The sequence below is a fragment of the Rossellomorea sp. FS2 genome (genome assembly GCF_047915635.1).
Classification (GTDB): Bacteria; Bacillota; Bacilli; order Bacillales; family Bacillaceae_B; genus Rossellomorea; species Rossellomorea marisflavi_A.
The window spans coordinates 26,260-47,871 of record NZ_JBLRVS010000009.1; the positions used below are offsets into that span (position 1 = coordinate 26,260).

Here is a 21,612-nt window from a genome sequence, read left to right on the forward strand (position 1 = left end):
GAGCGCATTTACATTTGAGTTACATTATCATAACGATTGGTAAGGAAAACCGGCACTGTATATGTTTTCTATGACAAATATTAAGATTGGTCAGGCTTCATGAACTTCCGTTTTCAAAGCCTGGTCCAAATTCTTCACAATGTCATATGCCATATTGAACCACTTGTCTGCTTTCAGCCTTGTGGTGTTGATGGAGATCTTGAGTTTGGACCCTTCCATGCCGAGTCCGACGACCCTGCCATGCTTCGAACAGATGTCGAATACCTTCGATCCGTCGATGGCTGCCGTCCCTTCCGGTGACATGAAGATGTTCACGCCCTTCTTATCCTGCTTGACGCTGTCGAGCCTTGTATTCCTCGCATAGATCTTCATTTCCGATATCAGGAACAGATAGCCCACTTCTTCAGGGTATTCACCGAACCGGTCAAGGATCTCTTCTTCGAGCTCTTCGACTTCCTTGAGGGAAGAAAGGGCACGGAACCGTTTATACATCTCGATCTTCTGGTGTCCGTCCTTGATATAGGTATCAGGAATGTAGGCATCAAGATCAAGATCGACTTCAAGGGATGCTTCCGGCTGCTTCGGCCGATCGCCTTTACGCTCCTCGATTGCTTCTTTGAGCATCTGGGAATATAGATCGAAACCGACGGAATCAATGAATCCATGCTGCTGGGCACCGAGCAGATTCCCGGCTCCCCGGATGGTCAGATCGCGCATGGCGATTTTGAATCCAGACCCGAGTTCCGTGAATTCTTTGATGGCCTGAAGCCTCTTTTCCGCCACCTCCGTCAGGACTTTATCCTTGCGATAAGTGAAGTACGAATACGCCACGCGGTTGGACCTTCCGACACGTCCCCTCAATTGATAGAGCTGTGAGAGGCCCATTCGATCTGCATCGAAGACGATGAGGGTATTGACGTTCGGAATATCTACCCCTGTCTCGATGATGGTCGTCGTGACGAGTACATCGTATTCCCCTGCCAGGAAGCTGAGGATCACGGCTTCCAGTTCATTCTCTGACATTTGGCCGTGGGCGTACGCCACCCTGGCATCCGGCACCAGCATGGAGATTTCATCTGCCTTCCGCTCGATATCCTCGACGCGGTTATATAGGAAGTAGACCTGACCGTTCCGTGCCATCTCACGCTCGATCGCCTCTTTGATGAGGGCACCGTTATACTCCATCACATAGGTCTGCACAGGGAAACGGTTTTCAGGCGGCGTTTCGATGACCGACAGATCCCTCACCCCGAGCATGGACATATGAAGGGTACGTGGAATCGGTGTCGCCGTGAGCGTCAGCACATCGATATTGGTCTTCAGCTGTTTGATCTTTTCTTTATGCGTGACCCCGAAGCGTTGTTCTTCATCGATGATGAGAAGGCCAAGGTCACGGTATTGAATATCTTTCGATAACAGCCTGTGGGTACCGACAACGATATCGACCGTTCCGTCCTTCAGGCCTTTCGTGGTCTCCTGCTGCTGCTTCCTCGTCCTGAAGCGGCTCAAGAGGCTGATCTCCACCGGGAAGTCCTGGAATCGTTCCTTGATGGTTTCATAATGCTGTTGAGCCAGGATCGTCGTCGGCACAAGGAGGGCGACCTGTTTTCCGTCGGCAATGGCCTTGAAGGCCGCGCGGATAGCAACTTCGGTCTTCCCGTATCCGACATCCCCGCACAGAAGGCGGTCCATGGGACGCTCCCGTTCCATATCCAGCTTGATTTCATGGATGGACCTGAGCTGATCTTCGGTCTCTTCATATGGGAAGGCAATCTCGAATTCCCTCTGCATATCCCCGTCAGGTGAGAAGGCATATCCCTTAGCCGCTTCCCTTTCCGCATATAGCTTGATGAGGTCATCGGCAATATCCTGTACGGAGGACGCAACCTTCGATTTAACCTTCTTCCATTCGTTCCCGCCGAGTTTATACAGCTTCGGATCTTTATTTTCCGACGCGACATATTTTTGGACCAAGTCGATTTGATCGACCGGTACATAGAGCTTATCGCTGCCCTGGTATTTTAGATGGAGATAGTCCTTGTGAACACCGTTGATCTCAAGCGTTTCGATCCCGAGGTATTTCCCGATCCCGTGATTCACATGGACGATGAGATCTCCAACCTTCAGCTCGGAATAGCTCTTGATCCGCTCGGCATTGGACATCTTCTGCCTTCTCGGTTTTTTCTGCGTACGTTTATTGAAGAGCTCTTCTTCCGTGATGACGGCGAGCTTCTGAAGAGGAAGCTCGAAGCCGTTCGTCAAACTTCCATTGATCATCTGGATCTTGCCGTCAAGAAGGGGAGCCCCGTCTTTCACGAATGCGATTTCGATCTGATAATCATCCAGCACGCGCTGAAGCTTTTTCACACGCTCTTCATCCGGTCCCAGTAGAACGACGGTATACTTTCCTTTTTTCCACCGGTCAAGCTCCGCTTTCAACACATTCATCTGCCCGTGGAAGTTCTGCATGGGCTTGGTGGATACGTTGAAGATATTCTGAGGGCTCGTATTCGGTATATGACGAAGGAACAAGGAGAAATACACCTTTGAACGTTTGGCATTTGATATCAGGGATGCAAAAGGATGCGACACGACCATGTCGTGGATGATCTGCCCCTCGGACAACAACGAGGTATACCATTCGGCCTCCTCTTTCTCAAGGGACTCGCTCATCTCCTGCACACGGCTGTACTCATCGAAGAAGAGGACACCGTCTTCAGGCAGATAATCTAATAGACTAGCAGGCGTTTCATAGGCGAGTGACAGATACTTGAAGATCTGTTCAGGCACCTGACCGTTCTCAAGCTGCTCGATTTCATGACCGATATATTCCGTCATCTTTTCTTTGACGCCTGCGGATTTAACCTTTTTCAAGCTCTTTGACAGACCTTGATTGATCTCTCCAATGAGCCGCTCGATGTTCTGATAGGTGAGGAGAACCTCTGTCGCCGGCCCGATATCGACCGTTTTCAGTTTGTCGATGGACCGTTGATCCTCCACGGAGAACGTACGGATGGAATCGATCTCCGTATCAAACAGCTCAATCCGAACCGGATGCTGTGATGTCAACGGGAAAATATCGACGATCCCTCCCCTGAGGCTGAATTCACCTGGTGTGCTTACCATGCCTGCGCGCTGATAGCCCATCTGGACAAGCTGATTCAAGACCTCGTCCAAATCGATGTCTTCACCGACGTTGAAACGGATTTGATTTTTGGTCCACAGGTCCATCGGCGGCAGGATCTTTCTCAATCCCGACACCGGAACGATGTACACCCCATTCTGCCGCTGGGAAAGCTTGTTCAGCACTTCAATCCTCTGCGCCCTGAGTTCCGGGCTCGCCACGCTCAGCTCAGCTGCGATCAGTTCATTGGCTGAATAAAGATAGACTTCATCCTCACTGAGGAACTGCACAAGATCCTCATAGATCTTCTGTGCCTGGAACAGATTATGTGTGACAACGATCGTCGACCGCTTCGTCTGCAGATAAACATCTGCTATATAGGCGCTTCTGGAAGAACCCGAAAGTCCTGCCACAAGCTGCTCTGAAAGACGTTCCTCGATCCCTGTGATCAGGGACTGGACTTCTTCGCTCTGATGGACATATGTTAGAATTCCTTTCAAGAGTACGCTCCTCCCCGTGTTTCAATCTATATATATGATCGTTCTATCATATTTAAACAGAAAAATGCTTTGGTTCTTCACCAAAGCGTCTTACTGGATGATATGGTCCAACCCATGATAGTCAGGATACCGCTCAAGGCTTTCCTGACAGTCTTCACAAATGGTTTTAATCTCGATATCACCGTCATTCCGGTAATGGATCATGTGCAGCCTCTCCTCATCCGACAGCCGATCAAGACCGAGGGTTTCAGAGTTGCATGCATGGGTAAGGGTCCCGACCTTTGTACCGCAGTGCCGGCACTGATAATGAATAGCCAAATTTCCTTCCCTCCAAACCTTTCGTTACCCATTAGTATGAACGGCTTTGGAAGGAAGTATTCATTCATCAGTTGAAGTGATTCATCACTTCGATGAACGGTTTTTCAAACCACGTTTTACACGCTTCCACGCTTGAAGCGATGACTTTGTCGAGCTCCGCCTGATCTTCCTTGGAGAACTTCCCAAGAACGTAATCAGGGACGCTCATCCCGTTTGTCGGTCGGTCGATCCCGATCCGGATACGGTTGAAATTCTGGGAACCGAGATGGGCAATCGTGGATTTGATTCCATTATGACCACCCGCGCTCCCTTTTTGGCGGAGTCGGATCTTACCGACAGGCAGATCCAGATCATCATAGATGACGAGGAGGTCTTCGTTGGCAATGTCGAAGTAATCCATCAGCGGAACGATGCTTTCACCAGATAGATTCATGAACGTAAGCGGCTTGAGAAGGACGATCTTTTCTCCATTATGCCGGTGTATCCCATATACTCCCTTGAACTTCGACTGATCGAGGGGGGTACCCAGATTGTCTGAAAGGGCATCTATAATGTCGAACCCGATATTATGACGCGTTTGATCAAAGCGCGCACCCGGGTTTCCTAATCCTACTATCAATTTCATTTCTTACACCTCGTTTTGACCTTATATCAATAGAATAACGCAAAAAGCGTAACCTGCAAAAGGTTACGCTGTAAAACGTTAAATTATTCTTCTTCAGATCCGCTTTCAGAAGAGGATTCCGACTCCCCGCCTTCGCTTTCAGGAGAATCTTCTTCCTGCTTCTCACCGGAATCAATGTCTTCCTCTTGACGCGGTGCGAGTACGGAAGCGATGGTTGTTTCGTCTTCATCGTTGATGGTGAAGTTAAATTGATCACGGATATCTCCGATCGTGACGGTATCCCCGATTTGCAGTCCGGCGATGTCGACTTCGATGCTGTCTGGGATATCAGACGGTTTGGCTGATACGGATACTTCATACAGTGGCTGCTGAAGGACGCCGCCTTCTTTCACGCCTGCCGACTCACCCGATAGATCGATGCGTACATCGGCGTCGATTTCCTGTGACATGTTGACTGCCAGGAAGTCCACGTGGGTGACGGCATCCTTGAGATGATCCTGCTGATAATCGTTCAGGATGACGTTCTGCTTGCTGCCATCCACATTAAGGGAAATGATCCCGTTGCGTCCAACTTCGCGAATCGTCTTGATGAATGTAATGGCATCGATCTCGATGGCCGTATTATCCGTTTTATACCCGTACACTACTGCAGGGATGCTACCTTTATGTCGTAGTTCCGTTAGTGAAGAACGTTTGAAGTCTTTACGTTTCGTTGCTTTCAATTCTGTTGCCATAAGTTATCCAACACCTTCCCAAATTCGTTTGAATGAAAATTTCTATATCTATTTCATTCCCCATTCAGTATCGATTTAAACATGAATGCGGCCTGACCATCCTGGCGGGGTGGGAGGGATGCCGGCATATCAAGGGTTGTGCGCGTTCGAGCTTTTTCTGGGAAAAACGAAAAAAAAGACCCTCCAGTCACCTGGAGGATCCTTTCATAAACTTAATCGAACAGCGTGCTGACAGATTGCTGCTCATAGACGCGGATGATCGCTTCACTGATGAGCGGTGCAACGGAAAGCTGTTTGATTTTACCGATCTTTTTCTCGTCTCCGAGAGGAATGGAGTTCGTGACAACAAGTTCTTTGATCATGGAGTTATCAATGCGCTCGATGGCCGGACCTGAAAGGACAGGATGCGTACAGCATGCATAGACTTCCTTCGCTCCATTTTCCACAAGGGCATTGGCTGCCAGGGTGATGGTTCCAGCCGTATCGATGATGTCATCGATGAGGATGGCCACTTTCCCATCGATATTCCCGACGATATTCATGACTTCCGCTACGTTCGGACGCGGACGGCGTTTGTCGATGATGGCGATTGGTGCTTTAAGGCGTTCTGCAAGCTTACGGGCACGTGTCACTCCACCGTGGTCAGGGGATACGATCACGAGGTCATCGCGGTTGAAGTCTCTCTTCTCGAAATAATCCGCAAGAATCGGAACACCCATGAGGTGATCGATGAGGATATCGAAGAATCCTTGAATCTGCGGAGCATGAAGATCAAGCGTGATGACGCGGTCTGCTCCCGCCGTCTCCAGAAGGTTCGCCACAAGCTTCGCCGTGATAGGCTCACGGGCACGCGCTTTACGGTCTTGACGGGCATAACCGTAGTAAGGCATGACGATGCTGATTGTTTTAGCAGACGCACGTTTGAGGGCATCCACCATGATCAGAAGTTCCATCAGGTTTTCGTTCACCGGCTCGCATGTCGATTGGATGACAAATACGTCACAGCCACGGATGCTTTCTTCGATATTGATCTGGATTTCTCCATCGCTGAATCGTTTAACAGAAGATTTACCGAGTTCCACGCCTACTTCATCTGCGATTTCCTTCGCTAAATGGTAGTTGGAATTAAGAGAGAATATTTTAAGCTTCGAATTGATATAAGAGTTTGGCATGGTGGACCTCCAATTATTTCTTATGATTTAGATTTTGAGCATAATTTTCTTTATTTACCTGGCGCGCTCTTGCGATAGAGAGTGCCTCACCCGGTACGTCTTCCGTGATGGTCGATCCGGCAGCCACATAGGCACCCTGGCCGATCGTCACCGGTGCCACGAGGTTCGAGTTGCATCCTACGAATACACCATCCTCGATTTTGGTGAGGAATTTATTTTTTCCGTCATAGTTCACCGTGATGGAGCCACAGCCGAGATTCACGTCACTGCCTACCTCGGCATCGCCGATGTAGCTGAGATGCGACGCTTTGCTTCCTTTGCCGAATGAAGCCTTTTTAACCTCGACAAAATTCCCGATCTTCACTTCATCACCGATGTTCGAAGCCGGTCGGATATGAGCAAATGGGCCGATCTGGACATCCGCTCCTATGAAACTATCGTGTGCGACGGATTGTCTCAATACAGTGCGGTCGCCAATTGTGCAATCCTTCACTTCCGAGTTCGGTCCGACCACTGCATCCTCACCGATGACCGTGTTCCCCTTGAGCACCGTCCCGGGCAGGATGACCGTATCTCTCCCTATCGTAATATCTGAATCAATGTACGTATTTTGTGGATCTTTGATGGTTACACCATTTCTCATATGAAATTCGTTGATGCGCCCCTGCATGGTGATCTCGGCCTGTGCCAAGGCCACGCGATCATTCACACCAAGCGTTTCAGCGAAATCGCCTGTCTGATATGCGCTGACAGTCTCCCCTTCTGACTTAAGGATCTCAATGACATCCGGGAGGTAATATTCCCCTTGGACATTATCATTGGATACCTTCGTCAAAGCGTCGAAAAGAGCTTTATTGTCAAAGCAGTACGTTCCCGTATTGATCTCCTTCACGCGTCGCTCTTCGTCTGTCGCATCTTTGTGCTCAACGATCCGCTCGACCAGTCCCTGATCATTACGGATGATACGTCCATATCCATCCGGCGATTCCGTATGCCCCGTAAGGATGGTCGCCTTCGCGCCGAGTCGTTCATGATGCTCGACCAACGCTTCCATCGTCTCTCCCTTGATGAGGGGAGTATCTCCGCATACGACTAAAGTAGTGCCTTCCAGATTCCCTAACACATCTTCCGACTGCCTTACCGCATGAGCCGTTCCCAGCTGCTCCGACTGAAGGGCAAAATCGCTCTTCCCTTCAAGATGGGATTTGACGAGCTCTGCACCATGACCGACAACCGTGACCGTCTTTTCCACATTCAATGTGGAAATTTGATCGACCACATGCTCAACCATGGGCTTCCCGCACACCTGATGAAGCACTTTATATAACTTAGACTTCATCCTGGTACCCTGACCGGCAGCTAAAATAACGGCGTATCTATTTGTCATCTCGGATCCTCCAATAACCTTTTTATCCATAACGAATATATCCTAAAAACTCTACCATTTCAAGGATTCCTCTAAAAGTACATATATTTGTTAAAGGAGAGGATGCTTGCATGGAAGAGGAAAAATGTCACCCTGAAAATTGAAAGCGATTCATCCGATGGCTGCCCGTCCTGATGAAGAATCACCCATATTTTGAAAAAAGTTCACAAAAACAGGTTTATCCCCCTTAACAGAGGGTATTAGGTAAGCGAAACAAAAACCCCGCACATAAAAAAAGAGCCTTACGTAGTAGTAGGCTCTAGATGCATTCAATTCTTAAGAAGCCCCCGCTTCTTCCAGTTCTACTTCTTCTAACTCACCTAGACGATGATACTCTTCTAAAACAGCATCTTGGATCTTACCTCGGGTACCTGAATTAATCGGGTGGGCGATATCTCGGAATTCCCCATCAGGAGTGCGCTTACTTGGCATTGCCACAAATAAGCCATTGTTCCCATCGATCACACGGATGTCGTGTACGACAAATTCATTATCCAACGTGATAGATGCAATCGCTCTCATTCGGCCATCGGTGTTAACACGGCGTAATCTTACGTCTGTCACTTCCATTCTGTTCACCACCTTTTCCCTAGATGAAATCTACTGTATGTATTCAACATTTTTTTGAATATTCCTTCTTAAAGATCATATTTTTTTCAAAATTTTATTTTATTATCCGTATTTTTCTATTTCAAAGGAACTAGTCTTCTTTTGAAATGGTACCGTTTGCATATTCGCCCCCACAAAAAAACACCCGTGAAGCGTTACTTCACGAGTGCGATGACTTCGATTTCTACCAGTGCGTCCTTCGGCAGCTTCGCTACCTCTACGCAGGACCGAGCCGGTTTATGAGAGCTGAAATACTCCCCGTACACTTCATTGATTGCCCCGAAGTCATCCATGTTCTTGATGAACACGGTCGCCTTCACGACGGATTCAAGACTTGCACCGGCTTCTTTCAGCACGGCTTGAAGATTGCGGAACACTTGATGTGTCTGCGCCTGCACATCTCCTTCTACCATCATCCCTTCCGGAGTCAATGGAATCTGTCCTGAACTGTAGAACAGATTATTCACCACGATCCCCTGAGAGTATGGTCCGATGGCTGCAGGTGCCTGATTCGTTGAAACTGTACGCATTGGTATTCCTCCTCATGTCTTTATGGTAAAAACGTTACCCCTGACTGAAAGTAATTCCCCTCCGTCAACGAGATCTGTTTATCCCGCTCATTGACTTCTGACAGCTTCAGGATGGAAACATAGTCATCCACCAGCCGTTCATCCAACGTATCCGATTCGACAAGGACCCCGATCCCCGACAGAGTGGCAGAGAATTCCTCGAGCAGATTCTTCATCCCGTTCACTGTACCACCAGCCTTCATGAAGTCATCGACGACCAATACCTTCGATCCTTCTTTCAGGCTCCGCTTGGACAGGACCATGGATTGGATCCGCTTTGAAGACCCCGACACGTAATTGATGCTCACAGTGGATCCTTCCGTTACGCGGCTATCGCGACGGACGATCACAACGGGCACGTTCAGGAATGATGCAATGGCGTTGGCAATGGGTATCCCCTTGGTCGCCACCGTCATGATGACATCGATTTCCTTTTCAGCGAATGCAGAAGCGAGCATTTTCCCGACCTTCTTCATCAGCTGAGGATTTCCCAGAAGATCCGTCATGAACAGATATCCTCCAGGCAGAAGACGATCGGAACTTTCCATATGTTCGCAAAGCTCACTGATGATCGCCTTTGCTTCCTCCGTATTCACCTTGGGGATATATTTCACTCCGCCCGCTGCCCCTGGAACCGTCTGGACCGTGCCTACCCCGCGCCCTTCGAATGTCTCCTTGATGATGGTCAGGTCTTCACTGATGGAAGACTTGGCTGAACCGTACCGCTCAGAGAAAAAAGTCAAAGGGACAAGTTGATGAGGACGATCCAACATGTAATGGGTCATGTCGATTAATCGCTCACTTCGTTTAAACTTCACTAAAGAAACCTCCCGAATCCGAATAATATAATGTAAATATATCATTATTATACGGATTTAGGCAAGAACCTCTTATTCACCAAGCATCCTGACCGCGAACACCTGATCACAGAAGCCGCGCAGGCCGTTGTAGATCCGGTGGACCCTCGATTCATATTGCACCAATCCATATACCGTCGGACCGCTTCCGCTCATCAATACCGAATCGGCACCGAAGCGCTCCATTTGATCTTTAATATGCGCCACTTCAGGATACATATTTAATGTGACAGATTCCAAAACATTGCTGAGATGATCACAAATCCCATGATAGCTCTCATTTTCCAGCGCATTGATCATCGCTTGTGTATCCGGATGCTTCAGATTTTTCACATCCAGATTCTTATAGACGTCTGCCGTCGATACACCGATCGTAGGCTTGGCCAGGATGACCCAACAGTTCGGCGGGGATGGAAGATGGCGGATCTTCTCCCCTCTACCCGATGCCAGGGCCGTCCCCCCGTACACACAGAACGAAACGTCAGAGCCGATTTCAGCCCCAAGATCCGCAAGCTCGTCCATGCTCAATCCAAGACCCCACAGCTCGTTCAGACCTTTCAGCGTGGCGGCCGCATCGCTGCTGCCACCTGCCAGTCCTGCTGCCACAGGGATCACCTTATCGATGGTGATGGCCACACCCTTTTTGATATTGAACTTCTTCTTTAACAACTGGGCTGCCTGATAAGCAAGATTCCGTCCGTCATCCGGAACAAACCGATTATGCGAAAGAATTGTAATTTTATCTTCTGGTAGATCCACCAGTTCAATTCGATCCGCAAGATCGATCGTCGTCATGACCATTTCGACTTCATGGTAACCGTCCGGCCGCTTATGTAACACATCCAAAGACAGGTTGATCTTTGCAGGCGCCTTTACTGATAACCTCATATCATCACCTTCTTACCAATCTCTTTGCTCTATATTGTATCATACACTAATTATAACGAGTGTTTTACATCAAAGCAGTAAGTAATTTTATCACGATGGGCAGTTGAAAGGAAAGGAGCCCTCCATTGAACAGGAAGGCTCCTTCGGTAAATGATAAAGGTCGGCAGACTACGACTGATTCCTGGAGGTCAGCTGCTGGCTTGCGAGTTCCACAGCCCGCTTCACCATATTGCCTGCGTCCCGCGAGGAAATGCCGCCCCAGCCTTCGCGTTCCACGACATCATAAAAACCAAGATCTTTGGCGAGTTCCGCCTTCAATTGATCAGACATGACACCTTTTCGTTTAGCCATAGTCATCCTCCTTCAAGATCCACCTGGGCTTAGTATGTACCTGCACCTGGCCGGATACGAAGGGAGTTTGCACCAATTGGACTTTTTGGACAAATAAAAAAGCAGTAAACGGATTGTCTACTGCTGGCTAAAGATGATATTTCCTGCTGCTTCATCATAAAATGTTAGTTGAACTGTCTCAGTGAGAACATCTGCATAGCTGTAAGAAACTCTTTCAAACGCATTCTCTTCTTGATCGAGCTGAACCACGAACACTGAAGGATACGTTTCGGCAAGAACGCCTGAACGCTCAATCGTTTTGCGACGTCCACCGTTTGCTTTGAGCATTAATCGCTTCCCGAGATTGGAATCAAGGGACCTTTTAATGTCGGCTAATGTTTTTGGCATTTCGCTTCCACCTCACTAAAGATAAGTATAACACATTATGTAATTTCAGTCAAATAAATTTATTATTTTAACAAGAACCATGAATACCTGTCAACATATTTTATTCAACAAAAAGTACGTTTTTTCTACACCCCTACCTTTCCCCAGAAGTTGAAAAATTATGTAGGAATCGTCCAAAGCCCTTATATGACCCCGGTTCCAGGCTATCTCACAATGTACAAGCACACAAAAAGACCTTACAATCCCCTTGTAAGATCTCGATGTATCTTCATTCGTCGTCTGTGATCTTGAATGGCATTCCCGTCCGGAGCACCCCTTTGGTCTCGATTCCCCCAAGGCCCTTTTCACCCGTGAGCGTATTGCGGATCACATCCCACACGTTGACAGAGTCCTTGAAACCCGTAAAGCAGATCTTCGCCACAATGTAGACGGGATCGAGGGCATGGATATTCACCCTCGAAGGCGAGCTTGCGAAATTGGCCCCGGCATGGATCAGCGACTCAAAATGAGACTGGCATGCCCCTGCAAAGATGACAAGTTGATCAAGATGGGGAGATTTCCTCCTGGCTTCCTTGACGGCCTCCACAAAATACTTAGAGTGCCTGTAGGCATTGATTTCCCCTTTACCACCTTTCGATTTGGTATACGCGTCGTGTCCGGTGAGGACGATAATGTTCGGTCTGTATTTATCAATCAGAGGACCGATTCGATTCGGCATCTCGGTTTCACTGCAGTGTATCCCTTTGACGGGCACGCCGATCTTTTCGTACAGATCGAGGCATTTCCTTAAATAACTGGGGTCCCCATCAAGATGAAGGACTTTGCCAGGGACCTGGAAGTAGTTATAGTCTTCCCTGTAGGCATTGGTCACTCTGTATTCCTGCTTATGTTTGAGGAGTTCGATATCCTGTTTGAACAAGTCAAAGGATTGCTCCTCGAGGTTGCGGAATTCCCTGGTGATCCGATCACGTTCCCTCGGATCCATCTTCTTCAGGTCGTGAAAAGGAGCATCCGCTATCAATCGATAATCTTCCCCATACAGCATCGCCGTTTTCTGGCCGTTCACCATACGGATATCGATCACGCGGAATAATATATCACATTGATACGATAGCCGGCCGACGACATCATTGATTTCGATATTCATATCCGTCACTCCCAATAGACGATCAAGACTCAGGTCTGAGGTATCCATCCTGCAGATTCCTTTACTTACCCTATGCAGCCCACCATTGATCTGTGTCAGCGGTCCAAGAAAACAAAAAGAGACCGGCCAAGCCGGTCTCTTCCATCGTTATTCTTTAAAATCAGGTAGTAAGGCGTCACTGAGGATGCCGAATTCTTCAATGGAAAGGGTCTCCCCGCGACGAGTCGGATCGACGCCCGCTTTCGACAGGGCCGCCAGGATAAGCTCTTTCTTTTCTTTCCCTTGGGGAAGCTGACTTGTCAGGTTGTTCAGGATCGTCTTCCTCCGCTGGGCAAAGGAAGCACGGGAAACTGTGAAAAGGAAGTCTTCATCCTGTACCTGGACGGGAGGGACGCTCCGTTTCGTCAGCCTGATGACGGCTGAATCGACGTTCGGCTGCGGCATGAAGACAGACTTTGGTACGGTCATGACCATCTCTGCCTCGGTATAGTACTGAATGGCGATGGAGAGGGATCCATAGGCCTTTGTCCCGGGACGGGCCGATATACGGTCCCCTACTTCCTTCTGGAGCATCACGCAGATCCCGCGGATCGGCAGGCGCTCCATCAACAGCTTCAGGATGATCGGCGTCGTGACGTAATACGGGAGGTTCGCAACGACCATGATATCCTCATATCCAGCGAGTTCCGTATCGATGATCGATGCCACATCCGCTTCCAGCACATCCTGGTTCACGATCGTCACATTGTCATAAGGCGAAAGGGTGTCCTCAAGGATTGGAATCAGGCGCTGGTCGATTTCAAACGCAACCACTTTCCCAGAAGTCCGGGCAAGGTGCTCCGTCAAAGCCCCGATCCCGGGTCCGATCTCGATGGCCGCCGTCTCTTTGGATAGACCGGCATGGTCGGTGATATTACGGAGGATATTCGGATCGATCAAAAAGTTCTGTCCGAGGCTCTTTTTGAATGAGAATCCGTGCTTCTCCAAGATTTCCTTTGTTCGTATAGGTGTCGCTATATCTTTATGCATGCTCTTCCTCCTGAATGATCTCCATTAGTGCCTTCTTGAATTCTTCCTTTTGAATATTGAACATCCGCAGACGCTTGTGCAATTGTTTCCCATTAGTGTAACCGATTCTAAGCTTCTCACCAAGGGCAATCCGGCGATCCTTTGATTTCGGACTGCCGACCAGACCTGCATCAATGAGGTCCTCCTGAGTGATCAGCTCTTCCTGATCTTCTTGAATGACCTGGGCCTCTTTCAAGGCCTCCCGGATCGCTTCGGGACTGGCATGCTCCACGCCGATACCCCTTCCCGCCTTGGGAAGGGCATCCTTCTTATGGATGAAGGCATGCTTGCAGCCAGGTACAGCATCACTGACAATCTTCCGGATCCGCTCCCCAGGGAAATCGGGATCCGTGAAGATGATGACCCCGCGCTTTTCATGTGCGTGCTTTATTTTTTCAATGGTTACGGGAGAAACGGCAGAACCATTCGTTTCGATTGTATCTGCATCCACGGAGCGACGGATCGCGACCGTGTCATCCTTTCCTTCCACCACGATGATTTCTTTAATTTTCATATTTCCTCCAAAGTCGTTGAAACTTTTTTCGGGTCTCACCCGTCTTATAGATAGAATACCTAACGATCATTATACCTTCTTCTGATAAAAATGAAAAAAAAGCAGGAGAATTCCCCTGCCTTAATCCAAGATCTTCACTTTCACGGTTTTCCGGCCCCAGCGATAGGCGTCGGCATGATCGGAATAGAACACATCGATTTTATTGCCTTTGATGGCTCCGCCTGTATCAGCGGCAACCGCATATCCATATCCCTCTACGTATACCTTCGTACCGAGGGGAATGACGGATGGATCCACGGCGATGACTTTTGCATTCGGATTGGCTTTTAGATTCAAACCTGAAGCCGTATGCCCCGAGCATCCATTACAAGAAGCTGTATAAGCCGTAGAGCTCACATAAAATTCCTTGCCGCCACTCGACTCTTCCTTGGCGCTGGTGCTGACGGGCTTGGCTGCAGCAGTCGATTTCCCGCGGGAAACCTGGGCTACAAGCTTTTTCGTGCCGACACTGACAATCTTATCCTGACTTTCTTTGACGGTTTTTTCACTGATCAGCTTTCTGGAGACTTCTTTCCCATTCTCCTTCACGATCTCGAATTTCTTTTCCTTCTTACCTTTTTTCCCTTCTTGAACAACCTTCTCCTGGCCGTTTTCAAGATCGGCATCTTTTTTGGAAACAACCGTAAAATCTGTTGCCTCTTCCACTACATCGGTGACTTTTTCAACTCGAACAACATTTACGACATCTTTTTCCCCAATGACTGTGTCTAATTCTGGTTCAACTCGGTCTGTTTTCTTGAGTGTGATTCCCTGTTGCTTTAAAAAGTCAGCGACCGTAGTCGAAGTAGACCATACCTTCTTCTTTTTCCCGCCGTCTACAAGGGACAGGGCAAATGCGGTATCAATCTTTACCTTCGTGTTCCCGTCAATCTTCTCTGATACGTCCGGTTGAATCTTGTCGTGCTCCCCTAATTCAATGTCCTGTTCAGAGAGTAAATCCTTTACCGTGTCAGCTGTCGTCCAGACCTTCTTGTTCTGATCTCCAACTGTCACTTCTACCTGTTTAGCCGGTTCCCATACTATTTTCATATTGTTGGATACCTTTGTATCTCCCGAGGGATACAAATAGTCTTCAGAGCGATTTGAAACATCTAATTCTTCTAATATATCTTGAATTGTATTTGCATGCGTTCTTATCTCTTTTTGCTCGCCGTCCAGGGTCAATGCGACCGCCTTCTTCGAACCTTCATAAAAAAGAATTCCGAAGATCGCTGCACTGGTAACGATCGTTGCAACCGTCACGATCCATTTCCCTCGACTCAAAGACTTGGAAAACAGGCTTTTCATGTTTTTCTCATTCATGAAAAACGCCTCCTTTTCTCGGAGTGATTATATAGAGTAATCCAAAGACTGTCAACCTGTACTTCTTTTTTCTTAATCTAGCAAAATGTTGAAATTCAGGGAACACAAAACATATTATGCAAAAAGAAAGAAAAAAAGAAAAGGGGGAGTTGTCGACAAGGTTATCCTATGTAAGGACTTTCCTTTGTAGAACTTTTTGTTATTGTAGCCCTACCGGACAAGCTCTCCCCCAAATCGACAACAGCTGTTGTCAATTAATGTTGAATAATTTCTTTGCGTTGCGGGTTGTAGCTGCTTCCACCTCTTCGATGGAGATTTCTTTCAGCTCGGCAATCTGTTCAGCAACCAGCCTCACATAGGCCGGTTCGTTCCGCTTGCCCCTGTTGGGATGCGGTGCAAGATACGGACAATCGGTTTCCACCAACAGCTTCTCGAGAGGGATCTCCTTTGCCACTTCCTTCGGCTTTCGCGCATTCTTGAAGGTGACAGGACCCCCTAGGGATATATAGAAATTCATGTCCACACATTCCTTCGCCACTTCCGGACTTCCGCTGAAGCAGTGCATGATGCCCCCCACTTCTGAAGCCCCCTCTTCCTTGAGGATATCGACGATGTCCTGTGTGGCTTCGCGATTATGTATGATGATCGGCAGCTTCACTTTCTTAGCCAGACGGATCTGCCTTCTGAACACATCCTTTTGCACATCCTCGGGTGATTTATCCCAGTGATAATCAAGGCCCATTTCACCTAAGGCCACAACCTTCGGATGCTTTGTCCATTCTTCGATCCAATCAAGATCTTCGTCCTTCATATCGATGGCATCCACAGGGTGCCACCCTACACTTGCATAAAGAAAATCATAGGTTTCAACAAGCTCCATTGCCCTTTCGATTGTCGGCCGGTCAAATCCGACTACGACCATGTTCTCAACCCCAGCCTCTTTTGCCCGTGCTATGACCTCCTCTACATCTTCATCGAATTGCTCTGCATTCAAGTGGACATGTGTGTCAAATAGCATGTTAAACACTCCTTGTGTGAGATTAGTTTAATATAAAAAATCATGACAAGCTTCTCAGAATTGTAACAATTGCGTTACATATTATGGTTATATTGGTTGGTTTTTAGTAATTTATGTTGCTTTTTGTCCTTCACATATTGTATAAAAAGCCGACTTAAATCCAAAATGATCTGTTTATAGGTCTATTGGATCTCAACCGGAAACGGCAAGATACATTACATAATCGGGTAATGATTTATTTTATAAGCAATAGCTTTATCTTCTCTCAATACAATCCATTCATGCAGATCGTGCTTAAAATCGTTTTCTTACTATAATAAAAGAAGAAAGGGGTGTTCCACGTGGAACACCCCTTTCCATTCTTATTTCACCCGTGCTCCATTGGCAAGGGTTTGATCGACGGTTGCAAGGGACAGGATGCCGTTTTCCTCTCCTGCAAGAATCATTCCCTGTGACAATTCCCCGCGGAGTTTGACCGGTTTCAGATTGGTGACACAGATCACCTTTCGACCGACCAGGTCTTCCGGAGAATAAAATTTGGCAATGCCGGAGACGACTTGTCGTTTTTCATATCCGAGATCCAGTTGGATCTTGAGCAGCTTATCGGTTTTCTTCACCGGTTCTGCAGCCGTCACCTGAGCAACACGGAGGTCCACCTTCATGAAATCATCGATGGCGATTTCGTCGGATTCTTCCACGGATGGGTTTTCCTCTGCAGCAGGCGCCGACCCCTGCATCTTCTCTTTGATGAAGGCCACTTCTTCAGCTAGGTCAAGGCGGGGGAAGATTGGCTCCCCTTTCTTCACCACTTCAGTTCCTGCAGGGATCACTCCGAATGTTTCAAGGCTTGCCCACGTTTGAAGAGCTTCATCATGCAGATTCAGCTGTTCAAAGATGTTCTTCGGTGTACGCGTCAAGAATGGCTGTAATAGAACGGCGACCCTTCGTAATGATTCTGCCAGGTGACTCATTACACTGCCGAGATCTTCGCGCTTTTCTTCATCCTTTGCAAGTGCCCAAGGCTGTGTTTCATCAATGTATTTGTTCGTGCGGCTGACAAACTGCCACAGGCTTGAAAGAGCAACCGAGAACTCCATGTTCTCCATCGCTTCTTCGTATTTCTTCACTGTATCGAGTCCCATCTCGGCAAGCTGCCGGTCGTACTCGCCACGTGGGCCTGCATAGCTCGGGATGACGCCGTCAAAATATTTATTGATCATGGCAACCGTACGATTCAACAGATTTCCGAGGTCATTGGCAAGGTCAAAATTGATGCGCTCCACGAATCCTTCAGGCGTGAAGACGCCATCTGAACCGAACGGTACTTCCCTGAGAAGATAATAGCGGAGGGAATCCAGTCCATAGCGATCGATGAGTGTCACGGGATCCACGACATTCCCTTTCGACTTGGACATTTTTCCGTCCTTCATGAGCAGCCAGCCATGGGCAAAGACCTTCTTAGGCAGCGGCAGCTCGAGTGCCATGAGCATGATCGGCCAGTAGATGGTGTGGAACCGGACAATTTCCTTTCCGACAAGATGAACATCTGCAGGCCAATATTTTTGGTACTTCTGGTCGTTTTCCGTTCCGTATCCAAGAGCGGTAATGTAGTTTGAAAGAGCGTCGATCCATACATAGATCACATGCTTCGGATCACCAAGCACTTTCACTCCCCAATCGAAGGTCGTACGGGAAACGGCAAGATCTTCAAGGCCCGGCTTGATGAAGTTATTGACCATCTCATTCTTCCTGGACTCAGGCTGGATGAATTCCGGATTCTCTTCATAATAAGCAAGAAGGCGATCAACGTATTTGCTCATCTTGAAGAAGTACGATTCTTCCTTCACTTTTTCAACGGGACGTCCGCAGTCAGGGCAGTTCCCATCCACCAGCTGTCTTTCCGTGAAGAACGATTCACACGGCGTACAGTACCAGCCTTCGTATTGATCAAGGTAGATGTCCCCTTGTTCCAACAGACGGGTAAAGATCTTCTCGACGATTTCCTTATGACGGGTTTCCGTCGTACGGATGAAATCGTCATACGAGATGTCGAGTTTACCCCAAAGATCCTTGATGCCGCTGACGATTTCATCGACATAGGCTTGGGGGGTGATCCCCTTTTCTTCCGCTTTGCGCTGAATCTTTTGTCCGTGCTCATCCGTTCCCGTCAAATACATAACATCGAACCCGCGCATCCGTTTGTATCGGGCCATGGCATCCCCCGCCACAGTCGTGTACGCATGTCCAATATGAAGATTTCCACTTGGATAGTAAATCGGTGTTGTTAAATAGAAGGTATTCAATTTCTCTTCCACCATAATTCCTCCTCGTTATCCTAATGCCCGATGAACATCTTCATCTGGAGCAATGTTTTCATTTCTGTCACAAATCGGCCATCCCGCATCCTTCAGGGAATTTCACCGACCTGCTTTCCTAAAAAACCATTTCCTAGATAAAAACGACCCCCACAAATAGCCCATTCCAGCCGAAAGGTCTACAGTGGTATAATTGTTATGTAATTCCATTTTCTTCTTACCATCTTAACCGCTTATCTCATCAAAATATACCTAAAAATGCTGGTTTCTGCAACTATGGTGGAATCCCCCCAAACGATGTCGAATCAAAGACGTATTCATGTCGAAATAAGTCGAATAATAGCTGTCTGCAAATGAAATTCGACAATATTCTGATTCGTTACACTTATTACAATTATGTTTAATTGGTAATACATTTTTTTACAAGGTTCCGATAATGTTGTTATAACAACATTTGAATATCCATAAATTCGTAATTTTTTACAGATTAATTTGTTGACGTGTTACCAAATCGTTGGTATGATAATAGCAGTAAAAGAAATTTGTCGAATATTGACGAACTACAGAGAGATATACATTCATTTCTATTTAATGGAGGAGATTTACTATGAAATCTACAGGTATTGTAAGAAAAGTTGATGAACTTGGTCGTGTGGTTATTCCTATCGAATTGCGTCGTACACTAGGCATTGCTGAGAAAGACGCTCTTGAGATCTACGTTGATGACGAAAGAATCATCCTTAAGAAATACAAACCAAGCATGACTTGCCAAATCACTGGTGAAGTATCTGATGACAACATCAAACTAGCTGACGGTAAACTCATCCTTAGCCGCGAAGGTGCGGATATCCTTCTTAAAGAAATCCAAAACGCGCTTACTACAAAATAATTGTCGTTATAAAAAGGACTGGCCCTGGCCAGTCCTTTTCTTATTCCCTGCTATTCTACATGGTACGCTTGATAGACGTCACGCTTCGGAAGGGAGCGCTCCAGTGACACCTTCTTGATGGCGTCTTTTGAAGATGCGCCTTCCTTCTCCATATAATGCTCAACGTGCTCTTTCACCGGAAGGGATGTCCACCATTCTTCCTCGATCACCCTTTCACCTGCAGGACGACCTTCGATCAGCAGACAGAACTCTCCGCGTACTTCTCCCTCCTGTGCCCATTCCATCACTTCTTCAAGGGAGCCCCTGATGAATTCTTCAAACTTCTTTGTCAGCTCTCGGCAGACGACGATTTGGCGGTTCCCCAGAGAGGCGTGCAGCTCCTTGAGGGTTTCTTTTAACCTGTGCGGTGATTCATAAAGGATGAACGTGCTCTCGATCTGCTTCAGCTCCTCCAGTTCGTTCCTCTTATCCTTCTTCCCCCGATGCAAGAAGCCATAGAAGTAAAATGGCTGCGGAGCGAGGCCTGAAGCGATAAGGGCGGTCAGGGCAGCATTGGCACCCGGAAGCGGTATGACAGCCACTCCTTCTTCGATTGCAAGCTGTACAAGCTCATACCCGGGATCTGAGATCGATGGCATGCCCGCATCACTTACAAGGGCTACGGTCTCCCCGTCTTTCATCCGTTCGATCAGCTTCGGCCCGCTTGCTTCCTTATTATGTTCATGGTAGCTGACGATCGGGGTCTGGATTTCGAAATAATTGCAGAGCTTCTTCGTATTCCGCGTATCCTCGGCGGCGATGACCGTCGCTTCCTTCATCATCCTGATTGCCCTGAACGTCATGTCTTCCAGGTTCCCGATCGGAGTCGGGACGAGGTAAAGGCTTCCTGCCTGAGTGTCTTCAAAGCTTTTCTGTTGGTTCATCCTTGTTGCCTCCCTTCCCGAAGAGCATCTCTCTTACTTCCTCGGTGTACTCTCCGTGTTCATCGTATACATATAATGGCGGAAGGATCTTCAGATCGGGCTTGCCGTCCTTGATGCCCTCCACCAGGATCGTATTGGCTTCGCGCCCGGCTTTCGGATAGACGAATCGCAATCGCTTCGGCTCCAGTCTATGCTTCCTCATCAGAGAAAGGATATCCAGCAACCGTCCCGGTCTATGGACAAACGCCGCTTTCCCGCGCTGCTTCAACACAAAGGCGGCAGCCTCTATCGTGTCTTCGAGCGTGCAGAGGATTTCGTGCCTCGCAATCGCAAAGTGCTCGTTCTCATTCCGTTTGTCCTCTGCAGGTGTATCGAAATACGGGGGATTGCACGTGACGACATCATAATGGGAGTGATGAAGAAGATCGCCGATCTCTTTCACGTCCCCGAGCTTCATCTCGATCTGATCATCGAGCTTATTGTATCGGATGCTCCTCGTCGCCATATCATGGAGCCTTTCCTGAATCTCCACTCCCGTGATGGGAACATTCGTCCTCGCTCCCATCAGAAGGGGAATGATTCCGTTCCCCGAACAGAGATCGACGATCCTCCCCCTTTGCAATGGAAGGTAGGTGAAGTGGGCAAGGAGGACGGCATCCAGGGAAAATGAAAACACCGAGGGGCTCTGGATGATCCTCATATCTTCTGCCAATAAGTAATCCAATCGTTCATCATCTTTTAATTCAAGCATGCGTTCCTCCTGTTTTACATCAAGAAAAAGGACCAATCCGGTTAGGGAATCAGTCCTTCGTTCTC

At 47.9% G+C, this 21,612-nt stretch carries 21 protein-coding genes; 1 reads left to right on the top strand and 20 read right to left on the bottom strand.

Annotated features, from left to right (window positions below; translation table 11 throughout):
• Positions 1 to 90: 90 nt before the first annotated feature.
• From mfd to metG, 18 genes are all read right to left on the bottom strand, one after another.
• A complete protein-coding gene (mfd, locus tag ACNA6I_RS22820; RefSeq protein ID WP_416314216.1) occupies positions 91 to 3,624 on the bottom strand; it encodes a transcription-repair coupling factor in 3,534 nt (1,177 codons plus the stop codon).
• A gap of 90 nt (positions 3,625 to 3,714) precedes the next feature.
• Positions 3,715 to 3,942, bottom strand: coding sequence for an anti-sigma-F factor Fin family protein (locus ACNA6I_RS22825; protein ID WP_048007726.1), 228 nt, complete (start codon positions 3,940 to 3,942; stop codon positions 3,715 to 3,717).
• 67 nt (positions 3,943 to 4,009) lie between these two features.
• On the bottom strand, positions 4,010 to 4,567 hold the full coding sequence (pth, locus tag ACNA6I_RS22830; RefSeq protein ID WP_048007725.1) for an aminoacyl-tRNA hydrolase: 558 nt from the start codon (positions 4,565 to 4,567) through the stop codon (positions 4,010 to 4,012).
• A gap of 83 nt (positions 4,568 to 4,650) precedes the next feature.
• Complete coding sequence (locus ACNA6I_RS22835) at positions 4,651 to 5,301, bottom strand: 50S ribosomal protein L25/general stress protein Ctc (protein WP_048007724.1); 651 nt, start codon at positions 5,299 to 5,301, stop codon at positions 4,651 to 4,653.
• A 212-nt stretch (positions 5,302 to 5,513) separates the two neighbouring features.
• Positions 5,514 to 6,473: a ribose-phosphate diphosphokinase gene (locus ACNA6I_RS22840; RefSeq protein WP_048007723.1), complete on the bottom strand. Its 960-nt coding sequence runs from the start codon at positions 6,471 to 6,473 to the stop codon at positions 5,514 to 5,516.
• A 13-nt stretch (positions 6,474 to 6,486) separates the two neighbouring features.
• Positions 6,487 to 7,860: a bifunctional UDP-N-acetylglucosamine diphosphorylase/glucosamine-1-phosphate N-acetyltransferase GlmU gene (glmU, locus tag ACNA6I_RS22845; RefSeq protein ID WP_048014340.1), complete on the bottom strand. Its 1,374-nt coding sequence runs from the start codon at positions 7,858 to 7,860 to the stop codon at positions 6,487 to 6,489.
• Between the two features lie 315 nt (positions 7,861 to 8,175).
• Positions 8,176 to 8,469 carry a septation regulator SpoVG gene (spoVG, locus tag ACNA6I_RS22850; protein ID WP_048007721.1) on the bottom strand — a complete coding sequence of 98 codons (294 nt, stop codon included), beginning with the start codon at positions 8,467 to 8,469 and terminating at the stop codon, positions 8,176 to 8,178.
• 194 nt (positions 8,470 to 8,663) lie between these two features.
• Positions 8,664 to 9,038 carry a RidA family protein gene (locus ACNA6I_RS22855; protein WP_048007720.1) on the bottom strand — a complete coding sequence of 125 codons (375 nt, stop codon included), beginning with the start codon at positions 9,036 to 9,038 and terminating at the stop codon, positions 8,664 to 8,666.
• Between the two features lie 20 nt (positions 9,039 to 9,058).
• Positions 9,059 to 9,895 (bottom strand): pur operon repressor, encoded by an 837-nt coding sequence (gene purR / locus ACNA6I_RS22860; RefSeq protein ID WP_048007719.1) that lies wholly within the window; start codon positions 9,893 to 9,895, stop codon positions 9,059 to 9,061.
• A 72-nt stretch (positions 9,896 to 9,967) separates the two neighbouring features.
• On the bottom strand, positions 9,968 to 10,822 hold the full coding sequence (gene ispE, locus ACNA6I_RS22865; RefSeq protein ID WP_048016357.1) for a 4-(cytidine 5'-diphospho)-2-C-methyl-D-erythritol kinase: 855 nt from the start codon (positions 10,820 to 10,822) through the stop codon (positions 9,968 to 9,970).
• Between the two features lie 168 nt (positions 10,823 to 10,990).
• Entirely contained in the window at positions 10,991 to 11,173 is a 183-nt protein-coding gene (locus ACNA6I_RS22870; protein WP_048007717.1) for a small, acid-soluble spore protein, alpha/beta type, read from the bottom strand.
• A 117-nt stretch (positions 11,174 to 11,290) separates the two neighbouring features.
• Positions 11,291 to 11,560 carry a biofilm formation stimulator Veg gene (gene veg / locus ACNA6I_RS22875; protein WP_048007716.1) on the bottom strand — a complete coding sequence of 90 codons (270 nt, stop codon included), beginning with the start codon at positions 11,558 to 11,560 and terminating at the stop codon, positions 11,291 to 11,293.
• Positions 11,561 to 11,828: 268 nt separating this feature from the next.
• Positions 11,829 to 12,707, bottom strand: coding sequence for a sporulation peptidase YabG (gene yabG / locus ACNA6I_RS22880; protein ID WP_048007750.1), 879 nt, complete (start codon positions 12,705 to 12,707; stop codon positions 11,829 to 11,831).
• Positions 12,708 to 12,854: 147 nt separating this feature from the next.
• Positions 12,855 to 13,736 carry a 16S rRNA (adenine(1518)-N(6)/adenine(1519)-N(6))-dimethyltransferase RsmA gene (rsmA, locus tag ACNA6I_RS22885; RefSeq protein ID WP_416314217.1) on the bottom strand — a complete coding sequence of 294 codons (882 nt, stop codon included), beginning with the start codon at positions 13,734 to 13,736 and terminating at the stop codon, positions 12,855 to 12,857.
• Positions 13,729 to 14,289 (bottom strand): ribonuclease M5, encoded by a 561-nt coding sequence (gene rnmV / locus ACNA6I_RS22890; protein ID WP_048007714.1) that lies wholly within the window; start codon positions 14,287 to 14,289, stop codon positions 13,729 to 13,731. Before rnmV ends, rsmA begins: the two co-directional genes overlap by 8 nt.
• Before the next feature lie 120 nt (positions 14,290 to 14,409).
• The gene (locus ACNA6I_RS22895) at positions 14,410 to 15,651 is read right to left on the bottom strand and encodes a G5 and 3D domain-containing protein (protein ID WP_187427121.1); all 1,242 of its coding nucleotides are present in this window, start codon (positions 15,649 to 15,651) and stop codon (positions 14,410 to 14,412) included.
• A gap of 250 nt (positions 15,652 to 15,901) precedes the next feature.
• Complete coding sequence (locus ACNA6I_RS22900; protein WP_048007713.1) at positions 15,902 to 16,669, bottom strand: TatD family hydrolase; 768 nt, start codon at positions 16,667 to 16,669, stop codon at positions 15,902 to 15,904.
• A gap of 362 nt (positions 16,670 to 17,031) precedes the next feature.
• A complete protein-coding gene (metG, locus tag ACNA6I_RS22905) occupies positions 17,032 to 18,984 on the bottom strand; it encodes a methionine--tRNA ligase (protein ID WP_416314219.1) in 1,953 nt (650 codons plus the stop codon).
• Positions 18,985 to 19,591: 607 nt separating this feature from the next.
• Here metG and ACNA6I_RS22910 point away from each other — a divergent pair.
• Positions 19,592 to 19,873, top strand: coding sequence for an AbrB/MazE/SpoVT family DNA-binding domain-containing protein (locus ACNA6I_RS22910; protein ID WP_048007712.1), 282 nt, complete (start codon positions 19,592 to 19,594; stop codon positions 19,871 to 19,873).
• Positions 19,874 to 19,923: 50 nt separating this feature from the next.
• Here the strand turns inward: ACNA6I_RS22910 and rsmI are convergent, their stop codons facing one another.
• Together rsmI and ACNA6I_RS22920 are read right to left on the bottom strand one after the other, a co-directional pair.
• The gene (rsmI, locus tag ACNA6I_RS22915; protein WP_048014336.1) at positions 19,924 to 20,796 is read right to left on the bottom strand and encodes a 16S rRNA (cytidine(1402)-2'-O)-methyltransferase; all 873 of its coding nucleotides are present in this window, start codon (positions 20,794 to 20,796) and stop codon (positions 19,924 to 19,926) included.
• Positions 20,774 to 21,547, bottom strand: coding sequence for a tRNA1(Val) (adenine(37)-N6)-methyltransferase (locus ACNA6I_RS22920; protein ID WP_048007710.1), 774 nt, complete (start codon positions 21,545 to 21,547; stop codon positions 20,774 to 20,776). Before ACNA6I_RS22920 ends, rsmI begins: the two co-directional genes overlap by 23 nt.
• Positions 21,548 to 21,612 lie beyond the last annotated feature (65 nt).

Bases quoted from the DNA above. Each gene is read 5' to 3' on its own strand.
- pth (WP_048007725.1), bottom strand. From the start codon at position 4,567: ATGAAATTGATAGTAGGATTAGGAAACCCGGGTGCGCGCTTTGATCAA.
- ACNA6I_RS22835 (WP_048007724.1), bottom strand. From the start codon at position 5,301: ATGGCAACAGAATTGAAAGCAACGAAACGTAAAGACTTCAAACGTTCT.
- ACNA6I_RS22840 (WP_048007723.1), bottom strand. From the start codon at position 6,473: ATGCCAAACTCTTATATCAATTCGAAGCTTAAAATATTCTCTCTTAAT.
- glmU (WP_048014340.1), bottom strand. From the start codon at position 7,860: ATGACAAATAGATACGCCGTTATTTTAGCTGCCGGTCAGGGTACCAGG.
- spoVG (WP_048007721.1), bottom strand. From the start codon at position 8,469: ATGGAAGTGACAGACGTAAGATTACGCCGTGTTAACACCGATGGCCGA.
- ACNA6I_RS22855 (WP_048007720.1), bottom strand. From the start codon at position 9,038: ATGCGTACAGTTTCAACGAATCAGGCACCTGCAGCCATCGGACCATAC.
- ispE (WP_048016357.1), bottom strand. From the start codon at position 10,822: ATGAGGTTATCAGTAAAGGCGCCTGCAAAGATCAACCTGTCTTTGGAT.
- ACNA6I_RS22870 (WP_048007717.1), bottom strand. From the start codon at position 11,173: ATGGCTAAACGAAAAGGTGTCATGTCTGATCAATTGAAGGCGGAACTC.
- veg (WP_048007716.1), bottom strand. From the start codon at position 11,560: ATGCCAAAAACATTAGCCGACATTAAAAGGTCCCTTGATTCCAATCTC.
- yabG (WP_048007750.1), bottom strand. From the start codon at position 12,707: ATGAATATCGAAATCAATGATGTCGTCGGCCGGCTATCGTATCAATGT.
- rsmA (WP_416314217.1), bottom strand. From the start codon at position 13,736: ATGCATAAAGATATAGCGACACCTATACGAACAAAGGAAATCTTGGAG.
- rnmV (WP_048007714.1), bottom strand. From the start codon at position 14,289: ATGAAAATTAAAGAAATCATCGTGGTGGAAGGAAAGGATGACACGGTC.
- ACNA6I_RS22895 (WP_187427121.1), bottom strand. From the start codon at position 15,651: ATGAATGAGAAAAACATGAAAAGCCTGTTTTCCAAGTCTTTGAGTCGA.
- ACNA6I_RS22900 (WP_048007713.1), bottom strand. From the start codon at position 16,669: ATGCTATTTGACACACATGTCCACTTGAATGCAGAGCAATTCGATGAA.
- ACNA6I_RS22910 (WP_048007712.1), top strand. From the start codon at position 19,592: ATGAAATCTACAGGTATTGTAAGAAAAGTTGATGAACTTGGTCGTGTG.
- rsmI (WP_048014336.1), bottom strand. From the start codon at position 20,796: ATGAACCAACAGAAAAGCTTTGAAGACACTCAGGCAGGAAGCCTTTAC.
- ACNA6I_RS22920 (WP_048007710.1), bottom strand. From the start codon at position 21,547: ATGCTTGAATTAAAAGATGATGAACGATTGGATTACTTATTGGCAGAA.